Annotated in this window: 28 protein-coding genes; 11 read left to right on the forward strand and 17 right to left on the reverse strand. The window is 62.2% G+C overall.

From position 1 onward, the window contains the following. Positions 1 to 2 precede the first annotated feature (2 nt). Entirely contained in the window at positions 3 to 1,439 is a 1,437-nt protein-coding gene (cysS, locus tag NKI69_RS25500; protein WP_352722776.1) for a cysteine--tRNA ligase, read from the reverse strand. Between the two features lie 391 nt (positions 1,440 to 1,830). Between cysS and NKI69_RS25505 the strand changes: the two genes are divergently transcribed. Next, positions 1,831 to 1,986, forward strand: coding sequence for a hypothetical protein (locus tag NKI69_RS25505; protein ID WP_023812894.1), 156 nt, complete (start codon positions 1,831 to 1,833; stop codon positions 1,984 to 1,986). A gap of 71 nt (positions 1,987 to 2,057) precedes the next feature. On the opposite strand, the gene NKI69_RS25510 is transcribed toward NKI69_RS25505, so the two are convergent. Next, positions 2,058 to 2,819, reverse strand: coding sequence for an SOS response-associated peptidase (locus NKI69_RS25510; protein ID WP_023812893.1), 762 nt, complete (start codon positions 2,817 to 2,819; stop codon positions 2,058 to 2,060). A gap of 127 nt (positions 2,820 to 2,946) precedes the next feature. Here NKI69_RS25510 and NKI69_RS25515 point away from each other — a divergent pair, with 127 nt between their 5' ends. The 4 genes from NKI69_RS25515 (at position 2,947) to NKI69_RS25530 (ending at position 5,313) form a co-directional block, all read left to right on the forward strand. Then, positions 2,947 to 3,381, forward strand: a complete 435-nt coding sequence (locus tag NKI69_RS25515) for an NUDIX hydrolase (protein ID WP_127289337.1) — start codon at positions 2,947 to 2,949, stop codon at positions 3,379 to 3,381. Positions 3,382 to 3,463: 82 nt separating this feature from the next. Then, positions 3,464 to 3,841 (forward strand): TIGR02301 family protein, encoded by a 378-nt coding sequence (locus tag NKI69_RS25520; protein ID WP_013532565.1) that lies wholly within the window; start codon positions 3,464 to 3,466, stop codon positions 3,839 to 3,841. A 355-nt stretch (positions 3,842 to 4,196) separates the two neighbouring features. Next, a complete protein-coding gene (locus NKI69_RS25525) occupies positions 4,197 to 4,454 on the forward strand; it encodes a hypothetical protein (protein WP_008874920.1) in 258 nt (85 codons plus the stop codon). A gap of 70 nt (positions 4,455 to 4,524) precedes the next feature. Beyond that, positions 4,525 to 5,313, forward strand: coding sequence for a hypothetical protein (locus NKI69_RS25530; RefSeq protein ID WP_352722777.1), 789 nt, complete (start codon positions 4,525 to 4,527; stop codon positions 5,311 to 5,313). 35 nt (positions 5,314 to 5,348) lie between these two features. On the opposite strand, the gene NKI69_RS25535 is transcribed toward NKI69_RS25530, so the two are convergent. Further along, positions 5,349 to 6,680, reverse strand: coding sequence for a dihydroorotase (locus tag NKI69_RS25535; RefSeq protein ID WP_352722778.1), 1,332 nt, complete (start codon positions 6,678 to 6,680; stop codon positions 5,349 to 5,351). A 75-nt stretch (positions 6,681 to 6,755) separates the two neighbouring features. Here NKI69_RS25535 and ygfZ point away from each other — a divergent pair, with 75 nt between their 5' ends. The 3 genes from ygfZ to NKI69_RS25550 all read left to right on the forward strand — a co-directional run bounded on the left by ygfZ (position 6,756) and on the right by NKI69_RS25550 (position 10,453). Further along, entirely contained in the window at positions 6,756 to 7,616 is an 861-nt protein-coding gene (ygfZ, locus tag NKI69_RS25540) for a CAF17-like 4Fe-4S cluster assembly/insertion protein YgfZ (RefSeq protein WP_127289341.1), read from the forward strand. Further along, on the forward strand, positions 7,616 to 8,248 hold the full coding sequence (locus NKI69_RS25545) for an HD domain-containing protein (RefSeq protein ID WP_127289343.1): 633 nt from the start codon (positions 7,616 to 7,618) through the stop codon (positions 8,246 to 8,248). Before ygfZ ends, NKI69_RS25545 begins: the two co-directional genes overlap by 1 nt. A 63-nt stretch (positions 8,249 to 8,311) precedes the next feature. Further along, positions 8,312 to 10,453, forward strand: a complete 2,142-nt coding sequence (locus tag NKI69_RS25550; protein ID WP_352722779.1) for a putative bifunctional diguanylate cyclase/phosphodiesterase — start codon at positions 8,312 to 8,314, stop codon at positions 10,451 to 10,453. A gap of 12 nt (positions 10,454 to 10,465) precedes the next feature. On the opposite strand, the gene NKI69_RS25555 is transcribed toward NKI69_RS25550, so the two are convergent. After that, positions 10,466 to 11,356 carry a fatty acid desaturase family protein gene (locus NKI69_RS25555; protein ID WP_023812885.1) on the reverse strand — a complete coding sequence of 297 codons (891 nt, stop codon included), beginning with the start codon at positions 11,354 to 11,356 and terminating at the stop codon, positions 10,466 to 10,468. A 111-nt stretch (positions 11,357 to 11,467) separates the two neighbouring features. Between NKI69_RS25555 and NKI69_RS25560 the strand changes: the two genes are divergently transcribed. Next, positions 11,468 to 12,379 carry a LysR substrate-binding domain-containing protein gene (locus NKI69_RS25560; protein WP_128303041.1) on the forward strand — a complete coding sequence of 304 codons (912 nt, stop codon included), beginning with the start codon at positions 11,468 to 11,470 and terminating at the stop codon, positions 12,377 to 12,379. 18 nt (positions 12,380 to 12,397) lie between these two features. On the opposite strand, the gene NKI69_RS25565 is transcribed toward NKI69_RS25560, so the two are convergent. The 5 genes from NKI69_RS25565 to NKI69_RS25585 all read right to left on the reverse strand — a co-directional run bounded on the left by NKI69_RS25565 (position 12,398) and on the right by NKI69_RS25585 (position 16,872). After that, complete coding sequence (locus NKI69_RS25565; RefSeq protein ID WP_023812883.1) at positions 12,398 to 12,670, reverse strand: DUF3303 domain-containing protein; 273 nt, start codon at positions 12,668 to 12,670, stop codon at positions 12,398 to 12,400. An 18-nt stretch (positions 12,671 to 12,688) separates the two neighbouring features. After that, positions 12,689 to 14,152 carry a RimK family ATP-grasp domain-containing protein gene (locus NKI69_RS25570; protein WP_023812882.1) on the reverse strand — a complete coding sequence of 488 codons (1,464 nt, stop codon included), beginning with the start codon at positions 14,150 to 14,152 and terminating at the stop codon, positions 12,689 to 12,691. Further along, positions 14,152 to 15,255, reverse strand: coding sequence for a peptidase C39 family protein (locus NKI69_RS25575; RefSeq protein ID WP_023812881.1), 1,104 nt, complete (start codon positions 15,253 to 15,255; stop codon positions 14,152 to 14,154). Before NKI69_RS25575 ends, NKI69_RS25570 begins: the two co-directional genes overlap by 1 nt. Positions 15,256 to 15,565: 310 nt before the next feature. Continuing rightward, entirely contained in the window at positions 15,566 to 16,357 is a 792-nt protein-coding gene (locus NKI69_RS25580; protein WP_023812880.1) for an anti-sigma factor family protein, read from the reverse strand. Beyond that, positions 16,354 to 16,872 carry an RNA polymerase sigma factor gene (locus tag NKI69_RS25585; RefSeq protein WP_023812879.1) on the reverse strand — a complete coding sequence of 173 codons (519 nt, stop codon included), beginning with the start codon at positions 16,870 to 16,872 and terminating at the stop codon, positions 16,354 to 16,356. Before NKI69_RS25585 ends, NKI69_RS25580 begins: the two co-directional genes overlap by 4 nt. Positions 16,873 to 17,091: 219 nt before the next feature. Between NKI69_RS25585 and NKI69_RS25590 the strand changes: the two genes are divergently transcribed. Next, a complete protein-coding gene (locus NKI69_RS25590; protein WP_023812878.1) occupies positions 17,092 to 17,343 on the forward strand; it encodes a type II toxin-antitoxin system Phd/YefM family antitoxin in 252 nt (83 codons plus the stop codon). 179 nt (positions 17,344 to 17,522) lie between these two features. Next, the gene (locus tag NKI69_RS25595) at positions 17,523 to 17,732 is read left to right on the forward strand and encodes a hypothetical protein (RefSeq protein ID WP_245273265.1); all 210 of its coding nucleotides are present in this window, start codon (positions 17,523 to 17,525) and stop codon (positions 17,730 to 17,732) included. Between the two features lie 50 nt (positions 17,733 to 17,782). Here the strand turns inward: NKI69_RS25595 and NKI69_RS25600 are convergent, their stop codons facing one another. The 8 genes from NKI69_RS25600 to lepB form a co-directional block, all read right to left on the reverse strand. Continuing rightward, positions 17,783 to 20,527, reverse strand: coding sequence for a DUF2339 domain-containing protein (locus NKI69_RS25600; RefSeq protein WP_352722780.1), 2,745 nt, complete (start codon positions 20,525 to 20,527; stop codon positions 17,783 to 17,785). A gap of 112 nt (positions 20,528 to 20,639) precedes the next feature. Further along, positions 20,640 to 21,158, reverse strand: coding sequence for a PaaI family thioesterase (locus NKI69_RS25605; RefSeq protein ID WP_023812876.1), 519 nt, complete (start codon positions 21,156 to 21,158; stop codon positions 20,640 to 20,642). Then, positions 21,155 to 21,931, reverse strand: a complete 777-nt coding sequence (recO, locus tag NKI69_RS25610; protein WP_023812875.1) for a DNA repair protein RecO — start codon at positions 21,929 to 21,931, stop codon at positions 21,155 to 21,157. The genes NKI69_RS25605 and recO overlap by 4 nt, the downstream gene beginning before the upstream one ends. A gap of 132 nt (positions 21,932 to 22,063) precedes the next feature. Continuing rightward, positions 22,064 to 23,221 (reverse strand): porin, encoded by a 1,158-nt coding sequence (locus NKI69_RS25615; protein WP_023812874.1) that lies wholly within the window; start codon positions 23,219 to 23,221, stop codon positions 22,064 to 22,066. 704 nt (positions 23,222 to 23,925) lie between these two features. Then, complete coding sequence (locus tag NKI69_RS25620) at positions 23,926 to 24,168, reverse strand: hypothetical protein (RefSeq protein WP_023812872.1); 243 nt, start codon at positions 24,166 to 24,168, stop codon at positions 23,926 to 23,928. Positions 24,169 to 24,358: 190 nt separating this feature from the next. Continuing rightward, positions 24,359 to 25,282, reverse strand: a complete 924-nt coding sequence (gene era, locus NKI69_RS25625) for a GTPase Era (protein ID WP_023812871.1) — start codon at positions 25,280 to 25,282, stop codon at positions 24,359 to 24,361. Further along, on the reverse strand, positions 25,279 to 26,031 hold the full coding sequence (gene rnc / locus NKI69_RS25630; RefSeq protein WP_023812870.1) for a ribonuclease III: 753 nt from the start codon (positions 26,029 to 26,031) through the stop codon (positions 25,279 to 25,281). Before rnc ends, era begins: the two co-directional genes overlap by 4 nt. After that, entirely contained in the window at positions 26,031 to 26,780 is a 750-nt protein-coding gene (gene lepB, locus NKI69_RS25635; RefSeq protein ID WP_023812869.1) for a signal peptidase I, read from the reverse strand. The genes rnc and lepB overlap by 1 nt, the downstream gene beginning before the upstream one ends. Positions 26,781 to 26,792: the final 12 nt, after the last annotated feature.

Here is a 26,792-nt window from a genome sequence, read left to right on the forward strand (position 1 = left end):
CCTCACCGCTTGACCTCCCACGTCGTCACTCGCTCGCCGTTGACCGGATCCTTGCCGTCCTTCAACTGTACACCTTGCGCCAGCAGTTCGTCGCGGATGCGGTCGGCCTCGGCCCAGTTCTTGGCGGCGATGAATGCGATACGCTTAGCGATGGCCTTGGCGACGTGGTCTTCATCAACCGTCGCCGACGCGACATCGAAGCCGAGGAACAGCAGCGACGCCTTCAGCGCAGCCGCCGCATCGTTGCCGTCCGCTGCCTCGCCAGCCAACTGCGTCAAGACCTGGAAGGCGGCATAGGTTGCGAGATCGTCCGACAAGGCATCGACGACCTGCACGGGCAGCAGTCCTGCGGCGGCCGGCGCAAGGTCGGCCGCCCGCTTCCATTTGCGCAGCGTGTTCTCGGCCTCTTCCAGCTTGCGCACGGAAAAGTCGATTGGTTCGCGATAGTGCGTCATCAGCATCGCCAGCCGCAGGACCTCGCCCGGCCATTTGCGGCCGCCAAACGTCTCGGTCTCGAGCAGTTCGTTGATCGAATAGAAATTGCCGACGCTTTTCGACATTTTCTGACCTTCGACCTGCAGGAAGCCGTTGTGCATCCAGATGTTGGCCATCACGTCCGTGCCATGGGCGCAGCGCGACTGAGCGATCTCGTTCTCATGGTGCGGGAAGATCAGGTCGAGGCCGCCGCCATGGATGTCGAACACCTCGCCGAGATAGGCGGCCGACATTGCCGAGCATTCGATGTGCCAGCCCGGCCGACCCCTGCCCCATGGCGAATTCCAGCCAGGCTCCTCCGGCGACGACAACTTCCACAGGACAAAATCGCCGGGATTTTTCTTGTGCGCGTCGACGGCGACGCGAGCACCGGCCTGCTGCTCGTCGAGATTGCGCTTCGACAGTTGGCCGTAGTCCGGCATCGACGCCGTATCGAACAGGACTTCGCCCGCGGCAACATAGGCATGGCCGCGTTCGATCAGGCTTTGAATCAAGGTGATCATGTCGACTTTGCCGTCGGCGCGGGGCTCGACGAATTCGGTGGCGCGCGGCTCGACCGTCGGCTCCAGGCAGCCGAGAACCGCCACGTCGCTGTGGAACTGGTCGGCTGTCTTTTCCGTGACGCGCCTGATCGCCTCGTTGAGCGAGAGCGTGCCTGAAGCGATCTCGCCGCCGAAATCACGCAGCGCGCGCGCGTTGATCTTGTCGTCGACGTCGGTGATGTTGCGCACATAGGTGACGTGCGCCTCGCCATAGACTTGGCGCAGCAGGCGGAACAGCACGTCGAAGACGATCACCGGTCTGGCATTGCCGATATGGGCAAAGTCGTAGACGGTCGGACCGCAGACATACATGCGCACATTGTCTGGATCGATCGGGACGAAATCCTCTTTCGTCCGCGTCAGCGTGTTGTAGAGGCGCAGGCCCTGCGATGCGTCGGACATTCGTGCCTTCCCGGTTCAGAACTCAATGTGACGAAGCCAGCCCCGCGCGAAACGCAAATCAGGCTCCAGCCTGCTGGCCGGGGCGTTTGTCCAATCTGGGGAAAGATGAGGCGAAAACGTCCGGACCAGCGCGAGGCTAGCCAATAATGCAAATGCCACAAATGGCGAAAGACGTTTTCATGGGCGGCTTTATCGCCTTGGCGAGTGTTGCCGTCAAGTCGCTAGTTTCGGCAAAAACGTCGCTGGATCACAGGTAATGAGCCACTAAAACATTTTATTAAACATGTCGGCACAGTCATGAAACATTCGCCGGCTAGATCAGCAGGCGTCACGATTTGGTCAGAATCGGCCATCAAACGCAGACACGAAAATGTTACCTGGGAAGAGAGACATGCTCCGAAGCAAGCAGGAATCCAATCGCGCCAAGCAACCGGCGCTGGCCAACCACTATCGCGCCATAGGCCCGGCCGCGATCGTCGCCGCACTTCTCCACACCGCGAAGAAGAAGAAGCCGGCGCAGAAGATCGTATCGCCCCGCGCTGCCTGAAGCAGTGTGTGGCTGGCGCCAAAGGTGCCAGGCATGAGGGCGCTGACATGCGGCCCTGAAGAACAGCTCAGCTAAAACAACGTCAGCTGACTGTCGTCCGCGCCGGGCTTCTGGCGCTTGACTTTTTCGGGCTCCGGCCCGATCTCGCCCCGCTCCTGGATCTCCGGTCCGGTGTTGACGACCTTGTTGACGAGGTCGGAGACGGGAATTGCCTCGAAGAAATCAGGCTGTGCCGGCCGCAACAGGTCGGCGACATCGCGCGGCTCGAGCGTGCGGCAATCCAGCCAGCGGGCGAAATCCCTGGGATCGATCACCACCGGCATGCGGTCGTGAATATGGGCGATGTCGGCATTGGCGTTGACGGTCAAGATAGCGCCGGTGTCCATTTCCGAACCGCCCGGCTCGGCATAGGTCTCGATCAAGCCGGCAAAGGCGAGCAACCCGCCATGCCTAGGCCTGATCCAGTAGGGCTGCCCCTTCTTGCCACCAGTTTGCCGCCACTCGTAAAAACCCGACGCCGGCACCAGCGCGCGGCGATGGCGCATGGCGGCTTTGAACGAGGCCTTCTCAGCTGCGCCTTCAGAGCGCGCGTTGAACAGCAGCGGAAATTCCCTGGTATCCTTGACCCAGGTCGGAATCAGCCCCCAGCGCACCAGCATCGGCTGCCGGTCCGGCAGATTGGAGCCCGGCGCCTGCGGGGGGCCGGCGACCGCCATCAGGATCGGTTGGGTTGGTGCGATGTTGTAGCGCGCCGGGAAATCCTCCAGTTCAGCCAAACCTAGCAAGGCGGCAGTCTGGTCCGGCGTCGCGGTCAAGGCAAAACGTCCGCACATGGTCGATTGGCGTCCTTCGAATGGTTCAGCTTGAAAGTGGCTATGCAACCGGCGTTGCGCAACCGCTAAAGCTTGCCCATGCTGGGCGATCCACAACAGACCTGCCTACACGCCTGATCGGGAACCCATGAACGAAGCGCGCAAAACACTTCCGGCAGTCTCGGTCGCCGTCGTGCGGGCAGACACCGTGCTTCTGGTCAAGCGAGCCCGGCAACCCTCGCAAGGGCTCTATGCCTTTCCGGGTGGCAAGGTCGAAGCCGGTGAGACGCTGGAACAGGCCGCGGTCCGCGAACTGTTGGAAGAGACCGGCTTGCGGGCCACCGATTACCGCCCGCTGCGGGAAATCCACATCGACGGCAGGGATGACAGCCACCCGGTCGATTATCTCCTCACGGTGTTCGGCGCCGCCTATGCCGGCGGCGAGGCCGTAGCCAGCGACGATGCAGAGACGGCGGCCTTCTATACGCTCAGCGAGATGGCGGCATTGCCGCTCGCCGGCTCGGTGTTCGCCGTGGCCGAGGACTTGTTGGACCCGGACGGAGACGACGGGCCGAAGCCCTGAAACCGCCTTGCAGGCGACAAATTGTTTCGCCACAAAGACTTATCCTGTTTGGCAGAGCCACGCCGTTGGGTAGAGAAGGCTTATGAACCGTCCGTCCATGCTCCTCGCCGTGTGTCTCGCGGTCGGTGCGACCGTTTCGATACGGCCCGCGCTCAGCGCCGAATCGCCGTTCGAGCCTGGGTTGATGCGGCTGGCGGAGGTTCTGGGCTCGCTGCATTTCCTGCGCAATCTGTGCGGCGAGAAGGGCGACCAGTGGCGTGTCGAGATGACAAAACTGCTCGATTCGGAAAATCCGGACGCCGAGCGGCGCGCCCGCTTCATTGCCAGCTTCAATCGCGGCTACCGCTCCTTCGGCGGCACCTATACGAGGTGCACGCCCTCGGCGACCGAAGCGATCAGCCGCTACATGAAGGAAGGCGAGACGCTGTCTCGCGATATTGCCTCGCGTTACGGCAACTAGGCACTCGCTCATCAACAACTATCCGGATCATTGCTGGGCATAGCGGATATATCGGCTTGTGCCAGGCGATATCTTGGTGCAATCCTCATGTTGCACTTCTGCAACAGTATTAACGAAACCTTACCGCGCGAAAGCGGAATTAACTCAAACTGAAGGTTTTCGCCCCGCAGGCCGCCCCAATCGGCTAAGTTTGACTCGAGCTGAACGCAGCTTCGCACAAGGCAATTGGGCTTTGTAAAAGACGATCAAAAAAATGTCGTATTTACAAATACTTAATTGTCCCTGCGTGTGAAATGAACAGATCAGGCCTGATCCACATCGATGGATCGCAGCTTGAAAGGGTGGACATTCGCTTATGGAACATGGTGTCAACGACATCGACGCGCTGGTCAGGGAAGAAAAACGCCTGACCGCCGTGGAAAGCCACAGCGAGGCCTGGGCGGAAGGTCTCTCCGCCGGGATAGAGCCCGAGATCATCGCCGAAGCAGCGCTCGAAACAGCCTTCGGCGAGATGTTGCGTGCCAATGGCGAGACCTCGGCCCTTGCCCTGCTCGACCGTATGCGTGAAAAGGTGATTGCTGGCGCCTTCGAACCTGAACGGCTGCGGCACTGAACCGACATCCGGTTCTTTGACGGCAACATGCCGCTCGGGCGTCATGCCCGGAAGCAGGGAGAAACGGGCAGTGAGTTTTTCGATGTCAGGCAAGCCGCGTGGCTTGATCCTTCGCATCTCCTTCGCCGCTTGCTGTGCCGCGATTCCCCTGCTTGTGTGTCTCGCGAGCAGCCCCGTGTATGCGCTGAGCGAAATCAAGCGCGAAGAGCTCCCCCCGACAGTCACGCCGCCGGCCGACGACGACATGTTGTCCCCCGGAAGCGCCGTGCCAATGCCCAATCCGGTCGGAACACCGCCGCCGGCCAGCCAGCCGACTGCTCCTGCCGAAGCCGAGCCGGACAGTCCGGCGGATGGCGGCGTGACCAGACCGCGCGTCGATCCGGAAACGCCGGTGCCCGAGGTCGTCTACGATCTCGGCAAGCTGCCGGAACCGGTGCGGCGCATGCACGATCTGATCGTCGAAGCCTGCAAGGGCGGCGATATCGAAAAGCTGCGGCCGTTGATCGGCACGGGCGAGAGCATGACACAGATATCGCTGACCGACATAGACGGCGACGCCATCGCCTTCCTCAAGGGCCTCTCCGGCGACCCAGACGGCCAGGAGATTCTGGCCATCCTGGAGGAGGTGCTTAATGCCGGCTACGTCCACCTCGATGCCGGCACGCCACAAGAACTCTATGTGTGGCCGTATTTCTTCGCCCTGCCGCTGGACAAGCTGGACGCCAAGCAGCGGGTCGAGCTCTTCAAGATCGTCACCGCCGGCGATTTCAATGACATGAAGCAGTTCGGCGCCTATATCTTCTACCGTGTCGGCATCACGCCTGCCGGACAGTGGTCGTTCTTCGTCGCCGGGGATTGAGCTTTCTGCCTCTGCCCTTGCAGAGATCCGGGGGCCTAGACGGGCAATGCCTCGGAAAACTCCACCGCTTTGCCCTGGCCTGGCGTGACGATTTCGCCCTCCCACATGACACGTCGGCCTCGAATGACGGTGCCGACCGGCCAGCCCGTCACTTCCCTGCCATCATAAGGCGTCCAGCCGGCTTTCGAGCCGGCCTGCGCATTGGTGATTATCTCGCGCCGCATCATGTCGACGATGGTGAAGTCGGCGTCATAGCCGGCGGCGATGCGGCCTTTCCTGGCCATGCCGAAGATGCGCTGCGGGCCATGACTGGACAGGTCGACGAAGCGCTGCAAGGTCAGCCGACCGGCATTGACGTGGTCGAGCATGATCGGCACCAGCGTCTGCACGCCGGTCATTCCCGACGGTGAGGCCGGATACGGCTTGGCCTTCTCGGCCAGCGTGTGCGGCGCATGGTCGGAGCCGAGCACGTCGACGACGCCTTGCGCAATGCCGTGCCAGACGCCGTCGCGATGGCGGGCGGCGCGCACCGGCGGGTTCATCTGGATCAGCGTGCCAAGCCGTGCATAGTCGTCGGCGCTCAGCGTCAAATGATGCGGCGTTGCCTCGCAGGTCGCGACATCCTTGTGTTGTTCGAGGAACAAGATCTCCTCGGCCGTCGAGATGTGGAGGACATGGATGCGGGCACGGGCGTTTCGCGCGATGCGTACCAGCCGTTCGGTACAGCGCAAGGCGGCGATTTCGTCGCGCCAGACCGGGTGCGATGAAGGATCGCCCTCGATGCGTTCGCCAAGGCGCTCGCGCAGCCGGAATTCGTCTTCCGAATGAAAGGCGGCGCGCCGGCGCGTGTTTCTCAGGATCGACGCCACGCCCTCGTCATCCTCGACCAACAGGTCGCCAGTGGACGAGCCCATGAAAACCTTGATCCCGGCAGCGCCCGGCAGCCGCTCAAGCTCGCCGACATCCCCGGCGTTTTCGCGGGTACCGCCGACCCAGAAGGCGAAATCGCAATGCATGCGATCCGTGCCGCGCCGGACCTTGTCGGCAAGCGCTGCCTCGCTGGTGGTCAGCGGATTGGTGTTGGGCATCTCGAACACGGCGGTGACGCCGCCAAGCACGGCCGCGCGCGAACCCGTTTCCAAATCTTCCTTGTGCTCCAGTCCCGGCTCGCGAAAGTGCACCTGGCTGTCGATGACACCCGGCAGGATATGCAGGCCGCGGCAGTCGATCGTCTCGCCGGCCGAGGCCTGGCGGAGATCGCCGATGGCGGCGATGCGCCCGCCCTTCACGCCGATGTCGCGAGCCCCTTCGCCGTCGTGGTTGACCACGGTGCCGCCTGTCAGGATGAGGTCGTAGATCATGGCCATGCTCTCTTGCGGGGGGAGTGCCAGCGGCTTACGTAAAGGCCGACCGTTTTGCAAGATCAGGTTGCTTTTCCGCCCATGCCCTTTGCCCAGCTCAAAGACCGCGCCCTCATTTCCGTATCAGGTCCGGATGCCGAGCATTTTTTGCAAAACATCGTGACCACCGATCTCGACATTCTGGCTCCCGGCGAAGCCAAGCCCGGTGCGCTGCTGACGCCGCAAGGCAAGATCCTGTTCGATTTCCTGATCTCGCGCACCGGCGAGAATGCATTCCGGCTCGAATGCCGTGCCGACATAGCGGACGATTTCATACGCCGGCTGACGCTCTACAAACTGCGCGCCAAGGTCGAGATTGCCAAATCCGATCAGGCATTTGTCACCGTCGCATGGGGACATGAATCAACACCCTCACAATCTGATTCAACGGCAGCCGCCGACACACGCTTTCCGAAGGGTGCCGTCACGCGTTCCTATGGCGAAACAGATGAGCGCAGCGATCTTGCCGCGTGGCAAGCCTTCCGCATTGCCGGCGGCATTGCCGAAAGCGGCAGCGACTACCAACTCGGAGACGCCTTCCCCCACGACGTGCTGCTGGACGAAACCGGTGGCGTCGGCTTCAAGAAGGGCTGCTATGTCGGCCAGGAGGTCGTCTCGCGCATGCAGCATCGCGGCACGGCCAGGCGGCGTGTGCTGATTGTGTCGGCCGACGGGCCCCTGCCCGCGCCGGGCACCGAGCTAACCGTTGCAGGCCGGCCGGTTGGCACGCTCGGCTCGACCACCGGCACGACCGGTCTGGCCATTGCACGCATCGACCGGGTCAAGGCGGCGCTCGACGCCGGCCAGCCGATCATGGCCGGTGACGCCACCGTTTCACTCGCCATCCCGGTCTGGGCAAAATTCGCCTTCCCGCAGGAAGCCGTCAGCGCGGAGGAGGCCTGATGGCTGCCGACCGCGTCGGCGCGCCGGCACGCGCGTGGCAGCGCATGCTCTCGGGCCGCCGGCTCGACCTGCTCGATCCCTCGCCGCTCGACATCGAGATTTCAGACATTGCGCATGGGCTCGCCCGCGTTGCCCGCTGGAACGGCCAGACCAGCGGTGAGCATGCCTTTTCGGTCGCCCAGCACTCGCTGCTGGTCGAAGCGCTGTTCCGCGACCTGGTACCCGAGGCTTCGGCCGACGCCCGGCTGGCGGCTCTTCTGCACGACGCCCCCGAATATGTCATCGGCGACATGATCTCACCGTTCAAATCGGTAATGGGCGGCAGCTACAAGGATTGTGAGTTGCGGCTGCAACGCGCCATCCATCTGCGCTTCTCGCTGCCGGAACCGGGTGCTGCGCTGCGCAAGGAGATCAAGCGCGCCGACCAGATCGCCGCCTATTTCGAGGCAACGCTGCTCGCCGGCTTTTCGACCGCCGAGGCGACCGAGTTCTTCGGCCGTCCGCGCGGCTTCAATGCCGACCGCTTCGATTTCACGCCACGCTCGGTGACCTGGGCGCAAAATGCGTTCCTGAAGCGGTTTTCCGCGATCGAGACATCGCGACACCAGGTTTCGGCGACCGCAATCGACTAAAAACGCTAAATTAACCGGCGGCGGCCACAATAGCGCGTTCGATCACGGTCCGCAGGCGCGCTCATGCCCGTCGCTGATGCCAAGGATGGTTCGACCAACCCGAAACGGGAGGCCGAAGGCATGGACTGCTCCCGCCACATGGAAGACGAACTGCGCGAGCAGAACCAACGCTTTTCGGCTGCGGTCGAGAACATGTCGCACGGCCTGTGCATGTTCGACGCCGACGAGCGGATGATCATCTGCAACGGCAACTACCTAAACATCTTTTGCCTCGACACCAGGGTGATAAGGCCCGGCATCCGGTTCCTCGACATTCTGCGCCACAGCGTCGATATCGGCATCGCCTCGCAAACCGCCGACGAACTCTACGCCATCCGCAAACCCTATATCGATCAGGCAAAGCCCTCGACCTACGAAGAAACACTGTCGGACGGCCGCATCGTCAGCATCTCGCACCGCCCTCTGGCTCTGGGCGGCTGGGTCTCGATCTATGAGGACATCACTGAGCAGCGCCGCGCGCAAGAGGACCTCAAAGAGCAGCACCGCCGCTTCGACGCAGCGCTCGCCAATATGTCGCAAGGCCTGCTGATGTATGACGCCGACGGCAAGATGATCGTGCGCAACGGGCGTTTCCTAGAACTCTACAACGTCACCGCGGCGGACTTCCCGCTTGGAACGACGCACCGCGACGCGCTCGAACGATTGCTGGAACTCGGCATCTATACGAAGATCGATGTCGACAGCGAAGTCGCCAAGACCGAGGCCTGCCTGGTGGCGAAAAAAATGCATTCGGCCTATCGGCATCTTACAGACGGCAGGACGGTTCTGGTCACCCGCCAGCCGATGAACGGCGGCGGTTGGGTGGCGACCTTTGACGATGTTACGGAGCGCCGCCGTACCGAAGAGCGCATGACCCATCTTGCGCATCACGACATGCTGACCGGACTGCCCAACCGCTCGATGTTTCGCGAACGGCTCGACCTTGCGCTGGAGGACACGGCGGCCACGCCGCTGGCGATCTTCTCGCTCGATCTCGATCGCTTCAAGGCGGTCAACGACACTTGGGGACATCCGGCCGGCGACTGGCTGCTGAAGAGCGTGGCCGAGCGGCTGCAGCGCTGCCTTCATAATGAAAACGACGTCGTTGCCCGCTTCGGCGGTGACGAATTCGTCATCATCCAGTTCAATTTCAAGGGCATTGCCAATGCTGAAAAACTCGCGAAGCGCATCATCGAGACAATAGGAAAACCGTTCCGCGACAAGAGCCGCGAGATGCATATCGGCATCAGCCTGGGCATAGCGGTTTTCCCCGACGACGGTGGAGATGCCGACACGCTGCTGAGGAACGCCGATACGGCGCTTTACCGGGCGAAGAGCGAAGGGCGCAATCAGTATCGGTTCTTCGAACCCGGAATGGACGCTATGGTACAGGCACGGCGTGCGCTGGAGATCGACCTCGAGACCGCGCTGCCGCGCCAGGAATTCGACCTCGACTTCCAGCCCATCATGAACATCGCATCCGGGGAGATCGTCGGCGCGGAAGCCTTGATGCGCTGGCATTCGCCGACACGCGGCACGGTGGCGCCGGACAGCTTCATTCCGGTCGCCGAAGACACTGGATTGATCGTGCCGCTTGGCGAATGGGCGCTGAGGAAAGCTTGCACGGCGGCGGCCGACTGGCCCGCCGGCCTGCGCGTCGCGGTCAATGTCTCGGCCGTGCAACTTAAAAGCGGCAGCTTCGCCCGCAGCGTCATCTCGGCGCTGGCTTTCTCCGGCGTGCCAGCCGATCGGTTGGAACTGGAGATAACCGAAACCGTGCTGATGGACGAAAGCGAGGCGGTGCTAAGGACGCTGCGGCAGTTGCGCGAACTCGGCGTCCGTATCGCGCTGGACGATTTCGGCATCGGCTATTCTTCGCTCGGCTATCTCAGGCGTTTTCCCGTCGACAAGATCAAGATCGATCGTTCGTTCATCCACGACCTGGGCAATCGTGACGCCGCGGCGATCGTTCGCACCGTCATCGGGCTGGGCGCCGAGCTTGGCATCACTGTCACCGCCGAGGGGGTCGAGACCGAGGCGCAACTCGACATCCTGCGCGGCAATGGCTGTACAGAGGCGCAGGGCTATCTGATCGGCGTGCCGTCAACGGCCGCCGAGATCCAGCGTCTGTTGAAATCCCGAGCGCTCCACAGCCAGACCGGCTGAGGCCGGCCATCGTCAACGCAGCGTGTCGATGTATTTGCCGTGGAAGCTGACATAGCCGGGCTCGACCACCTTGAGATGCCGCTCGATCAGCGCATGAAACCGCGGCAGTTGATGAAACGGCACGCCTGGATAGGCATGATGCTCGGCATGGAACGGCATGTTCCACGCCAGCCTGCGGACCAGCCAGTTGGTCAGCGTGGTCCTGGTGTTCTCCAGCATGTTGGCGACGAACGGACAACGGCCGTGCTCGGCTAAGAGATAGAGGCGCAGAAACGGCTGCCCCAACAGAGCGGGCAAGATCCAGACATAGAGAAGCACCGAGAGCCGGAAATAGACGGCCAGCAGAAGGACCACGGCGTAAAAGGCAATCATGGCGCGTGCCTCGATGCGCACCTTGTCATAGCCCTTTGGCGGAACGTAGCTTTCCCGGCCGCGGTCCATCGCATTGGCATAAAGCGTCTTGAGGTGGCCCCACCACAAAGGGATGCCGGATATGTGGACGAGATATTGCCGCCATGTCTCCGGTTTGGGGAAGGCCAGTTCCGGGTCGTTCTGCGGGTCCTGCGTGTATCGATGGTGGGCGAAATGGAAATAGCGAAACCAGTCCGCCGGCAGCGCGATCGCCAGGCTGCACACCCGCGCCACGGCATCGTTCAGCCATTGCGACTCAAAGGCCGTGCGATGGACCGTTTCGTGCAGCAGCGTGAACAGGAAGACGATGAGGATACCTTGCGGCAGCATCAGCAGTGGCCAGAACGGCACCTTGACGGCGATCAGCGATCCGACGACCATGATCGCGCCCCAATGAGCAGCAAGCTGAACGAGGCCCGCAACATCAGACTTGGCGGTCAGCCGATTGCGCTCCTCCTGCGTCAGCGATGAAATTACGTCACGATGATCCACGTGCTTCGATCCAGACTGGAGTTTGATGAACCCACTGTAGCCAATGAACAACCTTTCCAAAAACGACGATTTCTGCAATCTAGATAAGCTGAACTTATCTATTCGGTGATTATGGCCGTACCTCCTTCTCTCAAAGGGCTTCAAGCTTTCGAGGCTGCGGCCCGTATAGGCAGCTTTGCCGCGGCGGCGGAAGAGCTTTCGGTGTCGGCCGCTGCCGTCAGTCAGCTCATCCGCACGGTCGAGGAGCAGATGGGCCGCAAGCTGTTCCACCGCGTCAACCGGCGCGTCGTCCTCACCGAGGCAGGCGTCGAGATGCTGCCCAGGCTGACCATGGCCTTCCAGGAGATCGGCAGCGTCGCGCGCCAGCTGGGCGGCGATACGTTCCGCCCACGCCTTGTGGTGTCGGTGCCGCCATCCATGGCCATGGGTTGGCTTTCGCAGCGTCTCGCTGGTTTTGCCTCAAGCCATGGCGTCGTCGACATATCGCTCAGAGGCGACGACGACCCGGTGCCGTTCGACCGTGAACTGATCGACATCAGGCTCTCCTATGGGCCGCATTATCGCGAGCACCCGACCGAGGACATCGTCCAGGACGCAGTCTATCCCGTGTGTGCCCCCGGGCTGGCGGACACAATCAAACCCGAGGGCCTGGCCAGCCTGCCGCTTATCCACACGGGCTGGGGACCGACTGGTGCGTCCTTTCCGTCCTGGCACAACTGGTTCGAGGCGGCCGGCATCGAGCCCGGCCGGGCAGCGCAGCGCGGCCTCTCGGCCAACTCATCGCGCGCGGCACTCGACCTTGCCATTTCGGGATTGGGCGTGGCGCTGGCGCAAGGGATCTACTGTGCCGCGGCGCTGGCAGACGGCCGACTTGTCAGGCCCCTCGCCCAGGCACTGGAGCTGCGCCAGCCCTATTGCCTGACGATCCCGGAGCGCAGCGCCAGGCGCGATGTCGTGGCCGCGTTTCGCCTGTGGCTGATCGACGAGTGTCGGCGCGCAGTCGGCTCGCCGGCACTGCGTTGACGTAGTGTGCGGCGATGATCAGAGGTGCCCGCTCAATGCCTCAGCCATGTCCTTGTTTGTCGCCACGGGAACGATCTCGAATTCCACCAGATCCGCCCATTCGATGACCCAGCGCTGCAGCAGCGTGACGTCATTGGCTTCCACCAGCAGGAAGCAACGGCTCATGTCCGCCGCGATCCAGCTGTGGTGCACGAGAAGCTCGTCCGGCTTCAGGCGGCCCCGGTCGCGAAAGCGACGGTAGATCTCCTTGCGATCGCAGCCGGTGAAATCCTCGATGACGATGAACTGCATGTTCTACCCCCGATCAAATTACCGCCCCGGCCGGTCCAGCCGCTCCAGGAACCACTGCGTCAGCCGCACCCAGACCTCGTCCTTCTCGCCGGAATCCTCCCAGCCATGGTCGAGGTTGGGATTGTCGTTGACCTCTATGACGAAGACGCCGTCCTTGGTCTCCTTGAGATCGACTCCATAGAGCCCGTCACCGATGCAGCGCGCCGCCTTCACTGCCGTCTCGACGACATGCGCCGGCGTTTCCTTTAGCGTGAAGGTCTTGATGCCGCCCTGGTCGGGCTTGCCGTTGGCCTTGTGGTTGACGATCTGCCAGTGCTTCTTGGCCATCAGATAGTGCACGGCAAACAATGGCTGGCCGCCGAGCACGCCGACGCGCCAGTCATACTCGGTCGGAATGAATTTCTGCGCGATCAGAAGGTCGGAATCCTCCAGCCATTCGGTGGCCAGCGTCTTCAGTTCCTCGAAATTGGCGCATTTCTTGACGCCGCGCGAGAACGACGAATCCGGGATCTTCAGCACCAGCGGAAAGCCCAGGGTCTGCGCCGCCAGTTCGAGATCCGAGGTGCCGGCGATCATCACCGTCGGCGGCACCGGCACCTTGTTGTAGGCCATCAGCTCGTTGAGATAGACCTTGTTGGTGCAGCGGATCATCGACAGCGGATCGTCGATCACCGGCATTCCTTCCTGCTGGGCGCGGCGGGCGAAACGATAGGTGTGGTTGGAGATCGAGGTGGTCTCGCGGATGAACAGCGCGTCGTAATTGGCGAGCTTGGCGAGGTCCCGTTTGGTGATCGGCTCGATTTCGACGCCCATCTTCTCGGCGATCTTGGCCCAATAGCGCAGCGACGATATCTCCGAGGGCGGCAATTCCTCATGCGGGTCGACCAGCGTGGCGAAGGTGTAGCGCGCCGGCGTGCGGCCCTTGGTGTCGCGCCATTCGCGGTTGGTGTAGGTCTCCAGGCACTGGATGAAGCTTTTTTCCTCGTCCTCGGTCATCCGCGCCAGCGGATGGAAACCGATCTTGCGGATCGAGGCCCATTCGGCGCTGTCCTTGATGTGGACTTCGAGCGCCGGCGCGCGGAACCAGTCGAACAGAAGTTTGGCGAAGCGGTCCCAGATTTTCGACGGGCCGATGCCGAAGAAGATGCAGACCTTTTGCGGAAAAACGTCGCCGAGGTCCTTGCGGCATTTGTTGAGCGCCAGCTCCAGTTCCGGCAGCGCGTGTTCATAGAGCTTGCGCTCCGAAAGGTCGATCATCGTTTCGACCGTCGGGATCACCTTGTGGCCGCGCGAGCTTGCCAGCAGCGACGCATAGTAGCCGCGGCTCTGGTAGGCGTAATTGTTCGACAGGTTGATGACCTTCGGCCGCTGGCCGCGAAACAGTGACGGATGCGCGAGATAGTCGCGATTGGTGATGATCTTGTGCGGTGTCGCCACCTGGTCGAGATCGCTCTGCCTGCCGGTAAGGATGACCCAGGTCATTATCTGTCACGCTTTCCCAGAGTGATGGCGGCACGCAGTCCATCGCGACCGAACTGCGCCATGTTCATGAAGATGCCGTAAGGCACGGGAATGTTGGCTGCATCAAGAATGGTCTCCTGCCTTTCATCCTCGACCCAAGGGTCGTGGATCAGGATATGGTCGCCGTCATCGCCGATCGCCAGCACCCAGTGCGGCACCTTCTTGCCGAACATCAGGAAGCCGCTGATCAGCACCAGCACCAGCTTTCCCCCAGCGATCGCAGCGCGGATATCGTCGATTGTGAATGCACGGTAATTCACCGGGATACCGTAAAGTTCCGCGCGTCGGCGAAAGTCGACCTGGGCCAGTTCCATCACCCTGCGCTTGTCCTCACTGCGCACCGATTGCAGGAACAGCGCGCCATAGAAGGAAACGTAGATCTCCACCGCGAGCCCGCTTTCGTAGCCCGAGACAGCAAGGCCGAACGGTTCGCAACCACCGGGACCCGACATCATGAAGACGGTCGTCGCTTCACGCCACAGGCGGATTTCCATGACCGGATCCGGCACGAAGCCGCGATCGAAATTGGCCATCGCCATCATCAGGCAGCACGGGCCGCAGGTGAATTCGCAGGTCTGCGGGTAGAACGGAACCTTGGTGGCGATCGGAATGCCGCCACGCAAGGTCTTTTCGTAGCGAAGTGCCGTTTCGCCATCCTCATAGTAGCCGGGCTCACGGCCGATCTTGTGATAACCGGCCCGTTCGTAGATGCGGATCGCGCGGCTGTTGTCCTCGCGAACTTCGAGGCGCAGCATCATGCGGTCGTGCTCGAAGGCGGCATCTTCGGCGGATCCGAGCAGCATGCGGCCGACACCCAGTCCGCCGAAAAACGGACTGGTCGCAATCGAGTAGAGGCGCGCCACGCCGCTGCCCTTGCGAAACAGCACGATCGCATAGCCGGCCACGCGGCCGTCGACTTCGGCGACCAGCGTCTCGGCGGTTTCACGCTCGATGAACAGGCGGAAGGAGCGGCGGGAAATACGGTCGCTTGAGAAAACAGCTTTCTCAATGGCGGCGAGATCATCGACGTCAGACGCGCGGGCCGTGCGGATCTCGGCAGGCATGCGGCTTCAGAAAACCTCGATTGGTGGTGGAAATGGCCCTACTCGAACACGTCCTTGACGCCAACCAGGGCGTTGGGAAAACCGGCGTCCACCTGGGCGCACGAAGTCCGCTCCACCACCTTGAATCTTCGCCTCGGGTTTCCAAAAACCGTTTCCGATTTTCGGGGCGATGCGACGGCATTCATCAAGCGCTATCGCACCTCGATTAGGGCCGAATTGTGACAAATCCGACGCCGGCCCGACGGGCGCAAAAGGTCCTTCGGCCGGATCAGCATTCGCGCATCGACGGCACCGGCAAAAGCGATGCCGTTCAGCTTGCCAGCCCGTTTACAAGTTGCGTGTAGGCGCTCCTCGCGACCTCGGCCAACCGCTCGCGCGGCAAGGAGCCGACCACGGCACAGCCATAGCCCTTGTCCAGCCAGTAGACGGCCTCGGGTCCGTCTTGCGCGGCGGCGTAGGTGCCCTTGGCATTCTCGGTCGATTCCGTGGTGACGAACAGCGAGATACGCTGCCCATTGCCGTCCTCGTAAAGCAGCATGGCGGCCTTGCTCTCGCCTGCCGGCAACAGCCGGCCGCCGACCAGCTGGAATCCGTCGGCGGTCAGGTCCGGCGCCACCAGCTTCAGCCCTATCCGGTTGGACAGCCAGGTCTGCAGATGGTCCTTGTCGCTGGCCGGCACCTCGACGGCATGCCGCTTTTCGGCGGCATAGATGACATGGGCCGCGATTGCCTGCTCGGCCAGCCGATCTTCCGCCGGGTCCTCCTGGCCGATGCCATCGATGCCGGCAAAGTAGCCACCAAGTCCGCCAGTGACCAGAAGCACGGCGGCAGCAGCGGCAAGCCACCAGCGTGAGCGTGGCACAGATGCCTTGACCGGCGTCTCGCCAAGCACGACCTTGCGCAACCGCGCAGGCACGGCTTCGTCCAGCACGTCGGCGAAGGCGGCACGCAGCGCCGCTCGGTCGGCGGTGAAACGGGCGCTCTTGGCCTTCATCTCGGGATTGGCGTCGAGCCAGGCATCGTAGGCCGAGCGCTCATCGCCGGGCAGCTCGCCATCGAGCGCCATGTGGATGTCACGTTCGGAAAAGTCGCGGCGGATCATTTCTCGACGATCCTTATCGCCCGGCGGCGCGCCGTGTCGTCCAGCAACCCGCGCAATTCCTCACGCCCGCGCGCAATGCGCGACATCAGCGTGCCCGCAGGCACGCCCAGAATGTTGGCGGCTTCGGCGTAGGAAAAACCTTCGATGGCAACCATGACAAGGGCTGCGCGACGGTCGGGGCTGATCGCCTGCAATGCGTCGATGATCTCGCGCGAGGCAATGCTCTCCATCTGCTCGGCCGGCTGGGCAACGGCCTCGCCCGCCTCCAGCGGCAACATCGCCGCCTCGCCGCGACGGTTCACCTTGCGCATCTGGTCGATGAACAAATGATGCATGATCGTAAACAGCCACCTCCGGGGGCTTTCTCCTGTCTGCCAATTGTCGAGCCGCACGAGCGCCCGCTCGAGGCAATCCTGGACGAGATCGTCGGCAGCGTCGCGGTCGCGCAAAAGCGAGCGTGCGTAGCGGCGCAGGCGCGGTATTTCGCCAAGGATTGCTGCCTTCTTTTCGTCCATGACCGCTGGTTTTCGAGGTCGCCCTTGTTGATCCGATTGAACGCGCCTTCCGGGCGCGGCGCAAGCGGCCAGCGCGAAGCGGTCCGCCGCTCCGGTCACCCAAGCAATGAGATAACGCTGGCTGGTGCCGATTTATTCCCGACCGGAAGGCAGCGGCAAATCGATTGCTTAGATACGTAAAATATGCACAATAGGTGAAATACGTATGAGGACCACCCGATGAAGCAGTTCACCTTTTCAGACATGAACCGGGCGTCCGGCGAAATTCTCGAAACGGCAATGATCGAGCCTGTCGCTCTCACGAAACGTGGCAAGGAGAAGCTGATCATCCTGTCAGCCACCCAATACCGGCAGCTCGTCAGTTCGCCTCATGCCGTAGCCTACACGCTTGAGGACGCGCCGGACGAGATCCACGATGAACTCATGTCCGGATTGGAGGCCATCACAACCGGCGACAAGCCGGATGCTTAAGCCCGGCGATTTGCTTCGATACTACTATCTATGGGCGCGGCAGGCTGATGTCGGCGAGGAGTCCGGCCGCAAGGCGCGGCCCGTCTGCATTGTGGTTAGAACGCCCGGCAACGCCTGCCGCACTCTTCTTGTTCCCGCTCACTTCGCAAAAGCCCGACCAGTCCCACACGCATGTTGCCGTGAGCGAAATCGAGTGCCGCAGAGGTGGGCTCGATTTTCCGTCGTGGCTGATTCTAGACGAGTACAACCGCGTACAAGTCGACGAAGCTTATGATCTGGTCACGACGAAGCCAATAGGCCCCTTCAGCCCGGCGTTTGTCCGCAAGATCGCGGGCCTCATCAAAGAGGCAGTCGTACAACGCCGCGTGCGTGGCACCATCCGAAAATAGCGAATAGGCGGTCCATGAACCGGTAAGAACTGTTCACGGAAGCAAGCGTGTCATCCCTCCTTCGCCGCCCGCGTCAGCAGCCGCTGATAAAACAGTCCGATGCCGATCAGCACCGCGCCGAGGCCGATGAAGGACAGCGCCCTGAGCACTCCCTCCAACTCCGACATGTCGAAGATGAAGACTTTCAGCACGGCGATCGCGATCAGCGCGGCCGAGGCAATTCGCAGCACCTGCGACTTCAGCCAGACGCCGGCGGTGAGCAGCGCCACACCGATGACCAGCCAAAGCGCCGAGTAGGTGTAGGTTTCCAGCTGGCCGAGGCCGCTCCACAAGCCGATGAACTCGCCCTTGAACAGACGCCTCACCGAGAGCGTGGCATAGGCGAAGGCAAGTGCGGCAGCCACCACAGCCAGCATCTGCGCATACCATTTCGGCCGCTTGTCCCTGGTGTAGAGCGCCAGTCCCCCGGCGGCGATCGCCGGCAGGAGATAGGCGAGGAACAACAGGTTGAACACCGGGATGCGGCCGGTCGATTCGTCGGTGAACAATGGGTTCAGCAAGACGAAATGCCTGACAACGATGAAGGCGACCGAGGCCACACCGGCGGCCATCGAACCATAGCGCAGCACCGAGCTTGGCGAGCGCATGTCGATGGCGACCAGGATGGCGCCGGCGCCAATGGCGATCAGCGTGTAGATCGACTGTTCGGCGAGCGTCATGGCACCCGTGTCGATGACGCCGCCGTGCATGGCGTGGCGCACCAGCATGGCGAGCGTGAGCAGCGCAAACAGCGCCGCAGCCGCCTCCATGGCAAGGCGCGGCCGGCCATTCGTGGTGCGGGCGAGCTGCCAGGCGGCGAAGCCGAAGGCCAGCGCCGGCACGCCGTAGCCGGGCAACAGCCAGTTGAAGACCGGTGTCCTCGACAGGAACCCGGCGCCGACAATGGTCGGGTCGAAAGCGACGCGGCCAAGCACCGCGATCACAGCGCCGACCGAAATCCAGCCGAGCACCGGATAGGCGCGCCGGCGCGTGGCCAGCGCCGGCACGATGGCCGCCGCACCGAGCAGGATGGTGGTCCAGCCGGAATCGAAAGCCATATGCATGAGCAGGAGCCCGGCGATGGCCGCGCCGCCCAGGGCAAACGACACCGCGACACCGCCCTTGAGCGGCGGCTCCTCGGCCCGCGCGATCCACTCGCCACCGGCGGCGAAAATGACGACCAGCAGTGCCGCCGCGGCAGCGTAGACAAAGTCACGGTCGAGATTGCCGAAAGTGAACCAGAGCGCCAGCAGGACGACCAGCGGGACGATGACGCCCCACGCTGCCCATGAGGCCGCGCGGATCTGCGTGCCGGCGGCGAACCGGCGTGCGGCCCAGAAGCCGGCGCCGATGAAAACCAGGCCAAGTACGATGCCGATGCGCAAGGTCAGCGCGTTGGACGTGGCCACCGGCAGTCCGTCGACGCCCAGGGCACCGCCCGAAAAATCGGAAGCGATCGAGGTTGGCGGGATGATGCCGAGATAGATCAGCACCATGACCAGTCCCGCGGCATAGAGGAGCGGCAGCGCCAGCGGACGATAAAGCGCGACAGCCACCATTGCGGCGATCACCACCGCGCCCGGCAAGGCATCGCCGGCGGCTGCAAAGACCGGGTCGACCGACAGGCCCAGCGCCGAGAATGCGATGAACAAGCCAGGCACGATAGACGGCCAGTCGAAAACCCTGGCCGGCCCGGTTTCATCGCCACGGCGAGCGAGCCAGACAAGGGCCAGCACAGCCAGCGTGACGGCGTCGATGAACAGGATGGCGGAGAGGTTCGCCCCCGGCGCATCGGTCATATAGAGGATGGTCCAGACACCGGTGCCGAAAAAGGCGGCCGCGATCAGTAATTTCCAGTCGCGCATGCGGGCGATGACGCCGGTCGCTGCGAGCACGATCGCGAGATAGCCGAACAGCGCCCAGGGACTGGGTGCCTGCGAGGCGACCAGCACTGGCGTCACCATGGCGCCGACAAGGCCGATGCCGGCCAGCGCCTGGCCATGGACAAGGGCTGCCGCGATCGTCGCCACCCCGATGACGCCAAGCAGAATGAAAGCAAGTGCCGGGCCGATGAAGCCGTAAATGCCATGCGCGGCATAGACGGTGCCGAACAGGATGAAGGCACCGGCCGCGGTCAGGATCGCCGGGATATAGGCGCCGGCAGCGCCTTGCACCGGTACTTTGAAGCCGGTGCGCCGGATGAACTCGCCGCCGGCGACCAGCACAAGGCCGAGCACGCCGGCCATGCTCAGCCGCACGCCGGGACCGAAAATGCCGGCTTCGATGGTGTAGCGGATTAGGAACAGGCCGCCCAGCGCCAGTGCGATGCCTCCGACCCAGACCGCCCAGCGGGTGCCGAGCGCGGTTTCGACATCGGATTGGCGGGCGGCTTTCGCCGCTCCGGGAAGCTCCGCGGGATCCACCGCCTTCGGTGCCGGTTCTGGAGCGGTCCACGGCCCGGAGACGATCTCGCCGGTCGAGTCTTCCGTGTCCGTGGCTGGCGCCGGGGCGGTGACTGATGCGCTTACCTCCGGCGGAACGATATCGGTCGCAGCCGCTGCGTCCGGAGCCATGTCGGCGGGCGCGTTGTCGTCCACCTGTTCGGACGACTGGGCCGCAGGCGGCACGGCACCGGAAAGGACCAGGCTGCGCAGCGCGCCAAGCTCGCGCTCGACAAGGCCGATGCGGCTCTGCTGGCGCGAAATGATGACGAACAAAGCGATGATGGCGACAAGGCCGATCAGGCTTTCAAACATGGCGGTTCCCCCAAACCAGGCCAGTTTTCACTGACATCCGTCGTACTGACATTCAAATGCGGCGGCCAAGCGGCCAGAAAATCCAAGCTCGGAAAACTCAATGCGCCGCCAGTCAACGCGCCGCCAGATTGGCGGCCGGAAAGATCGAGCATGTTTCGGTGCCGAAAGCCAGCAGCTTGCCGCCGGCATCCTTCAACGTCGCTTCCGACACCGCCAACGTGCGGCCCTTGTGAACAACCCTGCCCTCGCACACCACCTCGCCGGTCCTCGGCGTGATGGGACGCGTCAAATTCACCTTGAACTCCGCCGTCGTATAGGCCTCGCCCTTTTCGAGCAGCGTCTGCACGGCACAGGCCAGTGCCGAATCGAGCAGCGTCGCCGCCCAGCCGCCATGTACGCTGCCCAGCGGATTGAGATGGCGCTCGCTCGGCATGCCACGAAAGACAGCGCGCCCTTCCGAGACTTCGGTGAGAGTGAAATTCAGCTGAAAGGAAATCGGCGGCGCCGGATACTTGCCGTCGACGATGCGCTGCAGCAATTCCAAACCGGTGTATTTCAGGATGTCGGCGTGCGGAATGGTGCCGAGGCCGAGCGGTGAGACCCGGCCAGGATAAAGTTCGACCTCGCTCATGTGATGATTTCTCTGGCTGCGTCCTCGCCAGCTATGGCCTTGCCGCGCGCGTGATGTTTGCGCAAGGCGGCGAGGAAGCCGGTACGAGCGTCTGGCGGCTCGAAGCCGCGCGGCTCATAGACATGGCGGTTGAAGAAGAAGCCGGTGAGCCGGAAGGCGTCCTCGACCGCTGCCGCATCGGCGCGCAGGCCGGAGCCGCGCTGCAGGAAAGCCGGCAGAGTCAGCATCTTGTCGCGCCAAGGCAAACCGGCTTCGCGCGATACCGCGCGTCCCGACTTCGGCGAGACATAGGCCAGGTCCTGTCGCGTGCCGGTGGCGGCACATTGACTGAGATCGAGGCCGAAGCCGAGTTCGTCCAGCACCAGAAGCTCGAAGCGCGCCACCAGTTCGCCGGCAATTTCGGCATCGTCGAGATGGACGATCATTACGGCAAGCGTTTCGTAAAGACCTTCGTGCGCATCGCGCTCGGGCAGCAGGCGCAGATGCGCGGCCATGGTCTGCAAGCCGTAGACGGCGACGGCGCTGTCCATCAGCCGGGCCGCGTTCATCTCGATCGCTTCGGCCTGGAACGTGCCGAGGTGCTCGTCAAGGCGCGCTCGCCACAACAGGTCGACACGGTTGCCGGGCTGGAGAACAGGCTGCTGCTTGCGCGAACGGCCGCCGCGAACAAGGCCGAGATGACGGCCATGCGCTCGCGTCAACACCTCGAGAATGGCGCTGGTTTCGCCATGCTTGCGGGTGCCGAGAATGATTCCCTCGTCGCGCCATTCCATTTCAGGAGCTTTTCACCGATCGGGTGGCGAAATCAAGGTATCGGCTTGGCCCTGGGTAACTCTCATGCCAATGGCATAAAAAACCGCCCGCAGCGATGTGCTGCGGGCGGGCTGGTGAGGTCAGTCGATCTGTTAGAAATTGCGCTGGAAGCGAACGATGCCGCCGACGCTGCTCTTCTTGTCGGCCTTGGTCCAGTTGTTGAAATCGAAGTCGTCGAATTTTCCTGCATTGAGGTAATCGACTTCGGCCGTGATCGTGTAACCGGGGACGATGGTGTAGGCAACGTTGGCCGCGACGCCGAGGTTCTTCCAGTCGTCATAGGAGACCTGGGCGTTGAACGAGGTCTTGTCGTTGAACTTGTAGGTGCCGCCGCCCCAGATCGCCCAGTTTCCGCCCCATGGCTTGTATTGGGTACGGCCTGTGCCGAAGTCGTTGATGTTGTCGTTGGTGCCGTAGCCGCCCATGACGAACAGCGTCAGTTCCTTGCTGACGTTGACGTCCAGACGGACCTTGCCGGACACTTCCTCATAGTTGCTGTCATAGGCCACGACGCCGGTGATCGCACCCCAGTCGCCCTTGTACTTCAAACCGCCGACAACATGCGGAACGTAGCTGTCGATCGTGTTGACGGCGGTGCCTTCTTCGAGCGAGACCACGCCCGTGAAGCCGCTGCCTGCGTCGAAGTAGTAGCTGATGAGGTTGGTATCCTTGACACCATACGGGATGAGCGTGTCCTGGATGACATTGCCGGCATAGCCGATGAACTGGTCGTATACCGTTTCATCCTTGCCGACCCGCAGGCCACCGAGCTGGATCCAGGCGAAATTCAGCGAAGTCTTGCTGGTTCCATCTGCCTTGTTATTGCCGGCTTGCCAGCCAGTGCTTGAGCTTCCGTCATAGTCGCCAGAGGAGTTGCCGAACTGGAACCGGGTCTCGGTGAAGGTCTTCAACGTGCCGAGCTCGGTTTCCTGGCCGGTATAAGTCCTCAGCGTGAAGCGCATGTTCTTGTAATAAGTGTCGTGCCTATCGCCGTCCATGTGATCGGCAACGTTGTTGACACCATCGAACGTGCCGGAATCGCCGACGCCCATGTCGTAGCGAAGATAGCCGCCGATGCGCAGGCAGGTCTCGGTGCCAGGGATGTAGAAGTAGCCGGCGCCATAGACGTCGCAAATCTTGACGTATTCGGCAGGTTCCGGCTCGGCAACGACGACAGCGTCCGCGGCGCGCGCGCCGCTGGCCGCGATGAGGGCCGCGGCTGAGCCGAGAAGGAGGCTCTTGATGTTCATTCTCTGACCTCTCCAGTCATAGTTATAAATGGCTTCGGATTTGTGGCTGGCGGCAATGTTTTCCCGCCTCACCCCCACAGCGAAAAAGGCTCGCATCGCTCGCCCTTTTCAGCGGCGAACATACCCATCGATCATCTGTCTTCAATGACGATTTCTCGAATAATGCCAATTCCTTGAACAGATTAATACTGTGTTGCACAAATAACACTTGCGAATCCGACGAGTGGCACAACTGGCACAATGTCATTTATTAAATATATATACCGATACTTTCGCGGCTAAATACAATTGTGACGTGCTATATTTCCAAAATGACCGTATAATGCGGAATATCTACCTGATTTACGCCGAAATCGCCTGAATCTTGCCGCCCCCTTTATCGTCAGATGCCGCCGATCCGCCAAACCCACTTTGATACCGAGGCGAAAAGCAGGATGACGCCTCCAAGCCTGTCTGCCTCTTCCAAAGCGATCGAAACCCCCTGGAGCGCTGTCGCGTCGCTGATTGTGACAGCAGTCAACCGTTGAAGGCGATTCCTTCGCGACGCCTCTCAGTCGACCTTGGCGACGCAGGCGACGTGGTCGCCCGCCTCGATAGGCGGATTGGCACACATAGGTCCTGGAAAGCATCGCTTCGGCCAGAATGTCCCTGGTCACGCCATGCGATGGCGGATGGTCCGGCGACAGGATCAGGGTTCTGGTTGGCTAGAGCGGCGTACCGTTCGGCACTTCACGCCCGCGCGCGTGATCGGCAAGCACTTCATCGGCCACGTGCCAGGATTTTTCAAACTCGACGGGGTTGATGCCGATGTATCCGCCGACCGTGATCAGCGCTTTGCACATCATCGCTTCGTCGGCGGGAAGGTCGGCGCAGAACGCTTCCCGGCTTTTGCCCTCGAAAAGCGTCCAGGCAATTGCCAGATCACAGGCGGGATCGCCCTTTTCCACCTCATCTCGTCGCTAAGATAGAAGCCTCAGCTGCCAATCTCGACCGGCCTGACCGCAAGATCACTCCTGCGTGGCGACCAGTCGGCTGACAAGCGCCGTGTCGATGTTCAGATTGCTGACCATGGACCTGGAGCGATTTATTTGAACTCTCCGAAAACCGCTTGCCGCTGTCGCTACGCGAACCTTCGGTCTAGCGCGGAAACTCGAGCCCCATCTCGCGATAGCGCTCGGGGTCGTCGCCCCAGTTCTCGCGCACCTTGACGAACAGGAACAGGTGCACCTTCTGTTCCAGGATACCGGCTATTTCCATGCGTGCCGCCTGGCCGATGGCGCGGATGGTCTCGCCCTTGTGGCCGAGCACGATCTTCTTCTGGCTGTCGCGCTCGACATAGATGGTCTGGTCGATGCGCACCGAGCCATCCGGCTTCTCTTCCCATTTCTCGGTCTCGATATGCGAGGAATAGGGCAGTTCCTGATGCAGCCTGAGATACAGCTTCTCGCGCGTGATCTCGGCCGCGAGTTGGCGCATCGGCAGGTCCGAGATCTGGTCTTCCGGATAGTACCAGGGGCCGACCGGCAGAGCCTCGGCCAGATAATCGAGCACGTCCTTGCAGCCGGAACCGGTCAACGCCGACACCATGAAGGTGCGCTTGAACGGCACCCTTTCGTTGGCTGCCGCCGATAAGGCCAGCAGCGCCTCGTGCTTGACCCGGTCGACCTTGTTGAGGATCAGCACCATCGGCTGGCGCACATCCTTCAGCCGCTCGAGGATGGCGTCGGCGTCGCCCCTGATGCCGCGTTCGGCGTCGATCAAAAGCAGCACGATATCGGCGTCCTTGGCGCCGCCCCAGGCGGTGGTCACCATCGCCGTGTCGAGCCGCCGCTTTGGCTTGAAGATGCCGGGCGTGTCGACAAAAACGATCTGCGCATTATCATGCGTGGCGATGCCGCGCACGATGGCGCGGGTCGTCTGCACCTTGTGGGTGACGATCGACACCTTGGCACCGACCAATTGGTTGACCAAGGTCGACTTGCCCGCGTTGGGCGCGCCGATCAGCGCGACAAAGCCGGAATGCGTGGCGGCTGCGGTCGCCGGCTCTTCGGTGGCGGTCATGCCGCACTCCCTTCACTTGAGCGCGCGCGCTCCGGTTTTTGGGCCGACGTGGTGGCCCAGACGCCTTCGCGCACAAGAAATGCCGAAGCCGCCGCTTCTTCGGCAACCCTGCGGGAGCCGCCAGTACCGCTTATCGGCGCAAAGCCGCGGACCTGCAAGGACACGGTGAAGACGGGCTGGTGGTCCGGGCCTTCTCGTTTCTCGATCACATATTCAGGGCGCGCATCGCGGGTCTTGGCAATCCATTCCTGCAGATCGGATTTCGGATTGAGCGGCTTTGCGATCACCGTATGCGAGCGCGGTTCCCAGTAGCGCAGGACGAACCGCCGCGCGGCCTCGATGCCACCGTCGACGTAAACCGCCGCGATCAGCGCTTCGACCGCATCCGCCAGATAGTTTCCGCCCGAGCCACGCGACCGCATCTTCAAGGCGGAATCGGCGCGGACCAGATCCTCCAGCTGCATTTCGATGCCGATTTCGGAGCATGTCCGCGCATCGACCAGCGCATTGAAGCGCGGCGCGATTTCACCTTCCGGCGCATCGGGAAATTTCTCGAAAAGCATATCGGCGACGACAAGCCCAAGCACGCGGTCGCCAAGGAATTCCAGACGCTGGTTGTTGCTGGCCGCCTTGACCGCACTGGAATGCGTCAAGGCGGTCTCGAGCAAACGGATATCCTTGAAGACGTGACCGGTCTTGGCCTTCACCAAACCGGCCAGAGTTTCGCCCGTCGGACGCTTCAAAGCCATCAATTGACGAAGTGGAACAGGCGCGAAGCGCGCATCAGCGACGGCCATTTCCAGATTTCGAGAGGGCTCGCCTTGCCGGCGATCGAGAAGAAGACAAGATTGGCGCGGCCAACCAGATTTTCCGCGGGAACGTAGCCGACGGTGAAACGGCTGTCGGCGGAATTGTCCCGGTTGTCGCCCATCATGAAATAGTGGCCGGCCGGCACGTCGAATTCGCGGGTGTTGTCGCCGATCGAGTTCGAATTCAGATCGAGCGTGTCGTAGCTGACGCCGTTGGGCAAGGTCTCACGATAGACGTCGATCGGGCGCGATTCCTCGGTGATGTCGGGATTGTCGATCTGGCCTGTTTTCACGCGCGGCACGCCGACGCCGTTGATGAACAGCTGGCCGTCCTTGACCTGGATCTTGTCACCCGGCAGGCCGACCACGCGCTTGATGTAGTCGACGGACGGATCAGGCGGGAACTTGAAAACCGCTACATCGCCGCGCTTCGGCTCGGAGCCCCAGATGCGGCCTGAAAAAATATCGGGTCCGAAAGGCAGCGAGTAGCGCGAATAGCCGTAGGACCATTTGGTGACGAACAGATAGTCGCCTTCCAAAAGCGTCGGCCGCATCGATCCCGACGGGATCGAAAAAGGCTGGAACAGCAGCGTGCGGATGACCAGGGCGAGCAAAAGCGCCTGGACGATGACGCTGACGGTCTCGCCAAGCCCGCCGGATTTCTTCTCGGATTTTTCAGCCACGCTCATGTCGTCCTCGAT

It is taken from the genome of Mesorhizobium sp. M0491, assembly GCF_040321265.1.
Classification (GTDB): Bacteria; Pseudomonadota; Alphaproteobacteria; order Rhizobiales; family Rhizobiaceae; genus Mesorhizobium.